General features: G+C 70.8%; 11 protein-coding genes. 7 read left to right on the top strand and 4 right to left on the bottom strand.

Annotated features, from left to right (window positions below; genetic code table 11):
- The 5 genes from TR48_RS29710 to TR48_RS43745 form a co-directional block, all read left to right on the top strand.
- A partial coding sequence (locus TR48_RS29710; RefSeq protein WP_042373102.1) for a putative Ig domain-containing protein occupies window positions 1-569 on the top strand: 569 nt, incomplete at its 5' end.
- A gap of 215 nt (window positions 570-784) precedes the next feature.
- Window positions 785-1,456, top strand: coding sequence for a hypothetical protein (locus tag TR48_RS29705; protein WP_042373101.1), 672 nt, complete (start codon window positions 785-787; stop codon window positions 1,454-1,456).
- A 9-nt stretch (window positions 1,457-1,465) separates the two neighbouring features.
- Window positions 1,466-1,603 (top strand): hypothetical protein, encoded by a 138-nt coding sequence (locus tag TR48_RS43750; protein ID WP_161789938.1) that lies wholly within the window; start codon window positions 1,466-1,468, stop codon window positions 1,601-1,603.
- 318 nt (window positions 1,604-1,921) lie between these two features.
- Window positions 1,922-2,662 (top strand): hypothetical protein, encoded by a 741-nt coding sequence (locus tag TR48_RS29700; RefSeq protein WP_152628258.1) that lies wholly within the window; start codon window positions 1,922-1,924, stop codon window positions 2,660-2,662.
- A gap of 710 nt (window positions 2,663-3,372) precedes the next feature.
- Window positions 3,373-3,783: an SSI family serine proteinase inhibitor gene (locus tag TR48_RS43745; protein WP_042373099.1), complete on the top strand. Its 411-nt coding sequence runs from the start codon at window positions 3,373-3,375 to the stop codon at window positions 3,781-3,783.
- 235 nt (window positions 3,784-4,018) lie between these two features.
- Here the strand turns inward: TR48_RS43745 and TR48_RS29690 are convergent, their stop codons facing one another.
- From TR48_RS29690 to TR48_RS29675, 4 genes are all read right to left on the bottom strand, one after another.
- Complete coding sequence (locus TR48_RS29690; RefSeq protein WP_042373098.1) at window positions 4,019-4,243, bottom strand: hypothetical protein; 225 nt, start codon at window positions 4,241-4,243, stop codon at window positions 4,019-4,021.
- A 326-nt stretch (window positions 4,244-4,569) separates the two neighbouring features.
- Complete coding sequence (locus tag TR48_RS29685; RefSeq protein ID WP_042373097.1) at window positions 4,570-4,908, bottom strand: MerR family transcriptional regulator; 339 nt, start codon at window positions 4,906-4,908, stop codon at window positions 4,570-4,572.
- Between the two features lie 508 nt (window positions 4,909-5,416).
- Window positions 5,417-5,656, bottom strand: a complete 240-nt coding sequence (locus TR48_RS29680) for a hypothetical protein (RefSeq protein WP_042373096.1) — start codon at window positions 5,654-5,656, stop codon at window positions 5,417-5,419.
- A 32-nt stretch (window positions 5,657-5,688) separates the two neighbouring features.
- The gene (locus tag TR48_RS29675; protein ID WP_174501750.1) at window positions 5,689-6,363 is read right to left on the bottom strand and encodes a type III effector protein; all 675 of its coding nucleotides are present in this window, start codon (window positions 6,361-6,363) and stop codon (window positions 5,689-5,691) included.
- Between the two features lie 125 nt (window positions 6,364-6,488).
- Between TR48_RS29675 and TR48_RS29670 the strand changes: the two genes are divergently transcribed.
- Together TR48_RS29670 and TR48_RS29665 are read left to right on the top strand one after the other, a co-directional pair.
- Window positions 6,489-6,920 (top strand): Hsp20/alpha crystallin family protein, encoded by a 432-nt coding sequence (locus TR48_RS29670; protein WP_042373095.1) that lies wholly within the window; start codon window positions 6,489-6,491, stop codon window positions 6,918-6,920.
- Window positions 6,917-7,352: STAS domain-containing protein (locus TR48_RS29665; protein ID WP_161789937.1), on the top strand; the 436-nt coding region annotated here is incomplete at its 3' end. The genes TR48_RS29670 and TR48_RS29665, both read left to right, overlap by 4 nt.

Genomic DNA, 7,352 nt, shown 5'->3' with positions numbered 1-7,352 from the left:
CCTCCTCGGGCCTGATCTCCGGCACCCCGACCACGGCGGGCACCTCCAGTGTCACCGTGACCGCCAAGGACAGCACCGGCGCGTCGGGTTCCGCGTCGTTCAGCTGGACGATCAACGGCAGCGGTGGTGGCGGCAACGGCGTGACCAACGGCGGCTTCGAGACCGGCAGCTTCTCCGGCTGGACCACCAGCGGCAGCGCCACGGTGACCACCGGTGCCAAGCACTCCGGCAGCTACGGCGCCATGCTCGGCTCGACCAGCCCCAGCACCACCTCGACCGCGGCGCAGACCTTCACCGCGCCGACCGGCAGCACCAAACTGTCGTTCTACTACAACGTGACCTGCCCCGACACCGTCACCTACGACTGGGCCACCGCCACGCTGAAGGACAACACCACCGGCACCACGACAACTGTCCTGGCCAAGACCTGTGTGGCCAGCTCCGGCTGGGTGCTCAAGACCGCGAGCATCACCGCCGGCCACAGCTACACGCTGACCCTGACCAGCAAGGACGACAACTACCCCGGCGACCCCACCTACACCTACTACGACGACGTCACCACGTCCTGAGAGCCGGCCGGTGACGGCTCACCAACGGTGAAGCCTCAGTGACCCGAAGAGGTGGACGCGGCATCCCTGCTGCGTCCACCTCTCCCGTTTCGGCGGTGAGGCGGACCAGCGGTCGGGGTGAGCCGCATGCAGCAGACGCCACTGGCGGCCACGGGGAGGGGCCCCGCCGCTGTTCCAGCGAATCCGCATGAATCGCTGGAGGCCCGCTGCCCGCGATGGCACACTCGGCTGGTGGCAGACAAGACAGTGACTTCGCAGACTCCGTCGATATCCTCAGAGCCGACAACAGGGCCTTCAGGGCTCCTCTCCTGGGCGCCGCGCCACTGATCGCGATCGGCACGCTTCGCTTGGGTCTGCGACTGGCCACGGGCTACCGCGGAACGACCGGGGCGGGCCTGGCCGGTCTGATCGTCGGCGTACTCGCCGTCCTCGTTCCCCTGGCATGGTTCGCCGGTGGCCTGGCATTGCGCCGGGCGAGGGCCACGATCACGCTCCACGACGGTGTCCTGAGCGCTCGCAACCACTGGGGACGCCTGGTACTGCACACGCTTGACTGCGACGTCACCGGACTGCACAAGATCCGCCTGCCCCTGGCCTCCCATCAGCACCGGCTGGTGGTCACCTCCCTCGAAGAGCCACCCCTGCTCCTGGATACGCGCCTGTGGGAGGCCGAGCCCTTGCAGCGGCTGCTCGCGGTACTGACCGCACCGCCCACCCAGGCACCCGTCACCGACGTGGGGTTACTCAGTTGGAGTGACCTGCGCACCCGCTTCCCCGGTGCCAGGGTGCCCTGGCGCCAGGTGCATCAGTGGTGGTTCGCGGCCATCGTGACGATCTGCGTGATCGCCTACATCGCCTTCTTCGTGAACCTCGCCTACTTCCTCTGAGGGGTTTGCATGTCCACCTCTCGTCGCAGCCGTTTCGGTGGCGTCGGCTGCCTGCTGTTCGCGCTCCTCGTCGTCGGTGGTGTGGTCGCGTTGCTCGTCTGGGCGTGGCAGCAACCGGGCGCAGACACCCCCAGTTACTGGCACTGACCACGACGGGGGCTCGCCACGTGCCGCTGTTCCAGCGGCCGGGATCGCGCGCTGGGGGCAGAGCGCTGGCACTGCGTGATCACGGTCCGGCCGTCGGGCCGGCTCCGTTGTCGCCGGCCCCGCCCACCACTCGATCGGGCCGGTGACGACAGCGCCCGGGCGTCGGCAGGCGGGTCCTGTCGCAGGTTGTGCTGCGGGCCAAGCTCAAGCCAGCAGGGTGGACTGGCGGCGGCCGCACTGCCTTCCGCGAGGCGGCGGCCGAGTTGAGCTGTGCGTCGCCGGGTGCGACGGGTTCGGGCTCTTGCGGAGGTTCTGGCTGTGGCGTCACGCTGGTGGATGGGGGGCCAGTTGGTGCGGAAGGCGGCGTGGGCGCTGCTGTGGCCGGTGTGGTGCGTGCTGGCGGCAGCCGTCCCGTTGGGGGTCTCTCTGTTGTCGCTGAGACTCGACCAGGACGCGTGGCGCGACAACGAGCACGGTTTGATCCTCGTGATCATGCTCGCGGATCTGTTCTTCTACCTCGGCGTGCTCGTGGCCTACGCGTTCGTCAGAGACCGCTGGATCGACGACCGCACCAGCACTGTGCGGTGGGTGATCTTCTGGGCCGGTGCTGTCGTCGTCATCGTCTGCTGCGTCACGGCAGGCGGTTCCGGCGATCGGGACGTGGAACAGCAAATCCTGCACGACCGCGGCGTGACGTCGACGGGCGTCGTCACCGGCATCCGGACCTACACCAGCGACAGCGGCGCCCCCAAACAAGACGGGGTCTACGTCCGGCTGAACGACGGCAGATCGTTCTCCGTCGATGGCGAACCGCCCGTCGGCAGCACCGTGTACGTCACCACCGATCCGCTGGGAAAGGTCAACCCCCGGCTCGGCCAGCGGCCGGCCGCCCCTACGCGACAGACCCTGAACGTACTCCTCGCGGTGCTGGCCGTCGGCCACCTCATGGAAGCGAGCATCGTCTGCGGGCGGCTGACCGGGCCGGTCCGTTCCCGGGCCAACCCCGACGCCGAGCCGGTCAGTCGCTCTGAGAGTGAACCCGGCGGAGTCGTCCCTTAGCTTGACTCGGTCGGTGATCGGTCGCGGACGCGATTATCGACGACGACCTGCTGGGCGGGGCGCGCACGCAGAGGCTCGGGCTGCCCTGGCTCGTCCCACTGCTCGAGGTCGCCATCGCCCGTCCACCACACCGTCCGCGGCGCGACCGACGATCTGGACGTCACCGTCGACCGGCCTACGTGCTGCGAACTTGGACGGCGACTTCGCCTACAAGTCGTCGCCTGCTTCTTGGTCGGCGCGCCGCTGCCCGGGCTCCCCACCCAGTGGATGGACTGCGGAGGGAACTGTCCGGAGGCGATCGCGCGCCCTGGTGCTCGCCCGGCCGCGCAACCGGGCGGTCAGCTCGTCGTGCTGATTTCGGACGTGGCGCAGGACGTGGGCGCTCCGCATCGCATTCCAGTCGTCCCGAGTCGGGGTTCGGTCATGGTGCGGCGTCCGGCGGGCGGGTCTTGCGGCAGGCGAGGGAGGGCGCCCGCGGTTGCGTGTGGGGCTGGGGAGGTGGTGGCGGCGTCTTCGGCGGCTGGGATGTCTGCCGCACGGCATGGGCTTCGCCGATGGCAAGCTGCTTTCCGGTCAGCATGGCGTGTCCATGCCATGTCCGGTTTCGCATGGTTCTTTTGGTCGGTTCCCTCTGTCGTGGCACGCTCCTGGACGGAAGCCGCCCGACCGTTCGGACGGGCGATAGGGTGCGATTTGAAAGGTTTGTTACGATGCGTCACTTCTCCCGTCGACTGGCCGCTGCCGCACTGGTGGGCGCTGCGGTGGTGACCACCGCGGCCGTTCCGCAGGCGTTCGCCGACACCGTGTCGGCGACGGGTCCGTCGATGCTGGTGATGACGGTCGCCGGTGACGGGGTGCCGACGGCGCGTACGGCGGTGCTGGAGTGCGGGGAGCAGGCGGGCGGCGATCACCCCGCGCGCGCCGCGGCGTGTGCGGCCCTGGCCGCGGACGGACTGGACTTCACCGCGCCGCCGTCCACGCAGGTGATGTGCGCGGACGTCGTCCAGCCCGTCACGGTGAGCGCGACCGGCGTGTGGAACGGCAACCCCGTCGACTACCAGCGCACCTATGCCAACCCGTGCCTGATGCACCGTGCCACCGGACCGCTGTTCGACTTCTGAGCGGCGCCAGGGGTCGTCGCCGGCTGCGCCCCGTCGATGGCGACGTGACGGGCTCCGAGGTCCGTCGGCGGATGGCCTCGCCCGGCTGGGCGGAGCGATCCGGCTGCTCCGGTAGCGCCCTTGGTGGCCGGCAGTCAATCTGAGGCCAGTGTCCGTGGCCGTCTCGGACCGGATCCGAGGCTCCCACGGACACTTCGGCCACGGCTCCCGGCTGGGTCCAGCGGATGGAGGGGAGCTAATTCCCGCCGACGACCTGGTCGGCTTGTGAGGTCCATCGGCGGATCGTCCTGCCCCGCTCGCCGGGGCGGTACTCGCGGATCTCCACCTGAGCCTGCGGGTGTCTGCGCGCTGCTTCGACCTGCTGGTCGAAGTAGGCGAGGGCCGCCGTCAGGGTGGCGAAGTACTCCCGGATGAGGTAGGAGGCGCCTTCGCGGCGTTCCACCTCGTACGACTGCTCCATACTGCCTCCTAGGTACGGGTTTGATCATCTCGCGACCGACGGCGGCGTGCCGCAAGTCGCCGAACTGCTGCACAACTTCGACCGGCTGCGGCCCTTCGCCGGCGTCTTTGACGGACCGGCGCCGCCTCCGTGGTCGGAGCCCGCGGGGCGCCCCCGCACCTGCACTCGGACCCGGATCCGGCAAGGGCAGATGGGCATTCTGGTCACCAGCGGGATGTACCGGCGTGGGTGGGGTGAGCGCGTGGACCGTGGGTGATTTCGACTTGTCGACCAGTAGGCTCGTCCGTCACACGCCCGATGGGATGTGGTGCCGCCCCGCCGCCTGGTCAGGTAGCGGCCGGGGGAGGGGTCTGCGTGGTGCGCAGTTCGTCGTTCTGGCGCTGGGATTCTTCGAGTTGGTCTTCGAGGGTGACGATGCGGCAGGCGGCTTCGATGGGGGTGCCCTGGTCGACGAGTTCGCGGGCGCGGGCGGCGGTGCGCAGTTGGTGGCGGGAGTAGCGGCGGTGGCCGCCGTCGGAGCGCAGGGGGGTGATGAGGTGGTGTTCGCCCAGGGCGCGCAGGAATGCGGGGGTGGTGCCGAGCATGTCGGCGGCGCGGCCCATGGTGTAGGCGGGGTAGTCGTCGTCGTCGAGGTTGTCGACGCGGCGGGGTGGGGCAGGGGGCATAGACCTCTTCTTCCGGGGACGCGTAGGGGGGCCCGGACGCCTGTGGCGCCGGGCCCCGAGCTTTCAACACCATCTACCGGCCCTCTGGGCCGGGATTCTTCTTCCGCGGGGGCCGCCCGGGAGGGGCGGGGCTGCGGGGATCGTGATGCGTGACCGGGGACCACCTTCCAATCCGGGGCCTTGCGGTGCCCGGGCGAACCGAATGCCCGGGCGATCCTGATGGCGTCTGGCTCCTTTACCTTCGCTAGTCAACTTGCACGGGTTAGTGCTGGGTGCTGCTGGATACCGCGGGTACCGCCCGCGACCCCCGGGGGGCCGCGTTCCTGCGGACCTGCTCACGGCAGTTCATGTCTGCCGTGCCTTCTTCTACTCACTCGCTACACCACAGAAGATAACCCCACCCGGAGCGAAAGTCTACTCTCGCGAGAGCAGGTTTCCTCTGCCGCCTGTTGGTGTAGTCCTGCCGTGGCGAGGAGCGATCGGGCTCCGCGGCTCAGCTGGCGGTGGCCTACGGTGTCCCGTTCGGAGCGGTAGGGGTGGGCCGGCGGGCGAAAAGCTTCCAGCCGTCGACGCATTCCGAGGTGGCGCCGTAGCGGGCCGCGGGTGGGTTCGGGCGGGTGCTGTACCGGTCGGCACGGAGCGCTTCGGCGGACGGGGCGTCCGGGCGGACGGCGGTGGCGGCCGGGGCCTGCTCCGGGTCTCGGCGCGGGAGCAGGCGGATGGTGGGCAGCAGCGCGGTGGGTGGCACGGATCCTCCAGCGCGGTGGGGAAGGTGGGCGGTCAGGGGCCGACCGCACCCGCGCGGCGCCGGCGGTCGCTGTCGGCGCGCAGCTCGTCGGTGCAGGCGGTGAGTTCGTCGAGGAGGCGGGCGATCTTCGGGTGCTCGGCCTCCAGCAGGGGCCGGGCCTCGGCCAGCGGGGCGAGGAGGCGGGCGGGGTCGTTGTCGCCGAGCGCGTCCAGCAGGCGTGCTATCGCGGGCGCGGAGCTGTCGGTGAGGTCGTCCAGGGCGCCGATCTGCCCGGCGAGACTGCGCAGGTCGGCGGCGTGGTCGCGCGCCCACGTCGACACGGCGCGGTCGGCGGCGCGGGCGTCGCGGGCGGCCTGGACGCGCTGTTCGCCGGTGGTGCGCTGTTTCGTGGTGTCGGGGCGCAGGCGCAGGTAGCGGCGTTCGGCGGCCTGGCGGCTCTGCACCCCGAGCGGTTCGGCCAGGTCCGCCCAGGTGGCGCCGGCGTCGCGGGCGGTCTCGATCAGGCCGGTCTCCCAGCCGGCGATCTCCTTGCGCACCTGCCGCAGCAGCATGAGCGCGGCAAGGGCCTGCTGCGGGTCGTCTTGGTCGGCGGGGTCCGGGGGTGCGTGGCGGGCGGTACGAGCCGCGGCGTCCATCATCCCCAGCGCCGCGTGCGCGGCCAGGAACGACGCCGGCCCCGTCTCCACCGAGCGGTTCTGCGCATCCAATGTCGTCACTCTTTCGCTGACTCCCTATTTGTCATCGACTGGATGACATGCTACAACAGTGACCGGTCGCACCGCACCGGTGCGAACAGCACAAAAGACCCTTGGTGGACCGGAGGTGTCCGACGATGTTCCTGCGCACTGCGGTGGCCCACCAGGCGCCCCCAAGCTCCTGGTCGCGGCCCGCGTCGATCCCGATGGACGCCTGGCGCGAGGAGAACCGCTTCGTGATCGCGCTGGACCTGCCTGGCATCGCGCGCGAGGCGATCGAGGTGAAGGTGCACGGCCGGACGGTCACGGTGACGGCCGAGCGCCGTCGCGCCCCGCGCGGCGAGGGCGCGCGCACCGAGCTCGCCGAGCGGGCCCACGGGGTGTTCACCCGCCGGATCCAGCTGGCCGACACCCTCAACCCGGCTGGCCTGGAGGCCCGCAGCGAGGACGGCGTGCTCACCCTCACCGTGCCCCTCGCCTCCGCCTCCCGGTCCCGGAAGATCTCCGTGCAGTCCGGCGACGTGTCGCAGCCCGCGTGGAGCGGCCGGCCCGTTCCCGCGGCGGCGTGAGCCCGCAGGCGACGCTGTCCCACCGGCGCCCCACCACCCCGCTCCGCGGCCGGCGCCCCGCAGGCGCCGCGACCGCGAGCGTCCCGGGTGTGGTGCGGGCCGTCGGCGAGCTGGACCTGGCCACCACGCCCGGGTTCCGCGCACGGCTGCTGGAGGCACTGGAGCGCTGCCCGGCCGGGGTGGTGGTGGACCTGTCCCAGGTCTCCTTCGCCGACTGCCGGTTCGTCGGCGCGTTGGTCGCCGCCCGCAACCGGGCCAAGCAACTGGGCCGCCCGCTGACGCTGCGCGGCACCCCGCCGCGGGTGGCCCGGCTGCTCAAGGCCACCGGCACTTATGCCCTGTTCCCCCCGACGCCTGACCGCTCTCTGGAATGTCACCCATCCGGCGACATCCAGAACTTGTCACCGAGTGGACGACGTGCTATCACGGATG

Origin of the sequence: Streptacidiphilus neutrinimicus (assembly GCF_000787815.1) — a bacterium.
GTDB classification, from domain to species: domain Bacteria; phylum Actinomycetota; class Actinomycetes; order Streptomycetales; family Streptomycetaceae; genus Streptacidiphilus; species Streptacidiphilus neutrinimicus.
The sequence above is the reverse complement of the archived record's forward strand: the minus strand, read 5'-3'. Positions and strand labels throughout refer to the sequence as shown.

What these genes read in the sequence shown, in the direction of transcription:
- TR48_RS29705 (WP_042373101.1), top strand. Translation starts at nt 785, where the DNA reads ATGGCACACTCGGCTGGTGGCAGACAAGACAGTGACTTCGCAGACTCC.
- TR48_RS43750 (WP_161789938.1), top strand. Translation starts at nt 1,466, where the DNA reads ATGTCCACCTCTCGTCGCAGCCGTTTCGGTGGCGTCGGCTGCCTGCTG.
- TR48_RS43745 (WP_042373099.1), top strand. Translation starts at nt 3,373, where the DNA reads ATGCGTCACTTCTCCCGTCGACTGGCCGCTGCCGCACTGGTGGGCGCT.
- TR48_RS29690 (WP_042373098.1), bottom strand. Translation starts at nt 4,243, where the DNA reads ATGGAGCAGTCGTACGAGGTGGAACGCCGCGAAGGCGCCTCCTACCTC.
- TR48_RS29685 (WP_042373097.1), bottom strand. Translation starts at nt 4,908, where the DNA reads ATGCCCCCTGCCCCACCCCGCCGCGTCGACAACCTCGACGACGACGAC.
- TR48_RS29670 (WP_042373095.1), top strand. Translation starts at nt 6,489, where the DNA reads ATGTTCCTGCGCACTGCGGTGGCCCACCAGGCGCCCCCAAGCTCCTGG.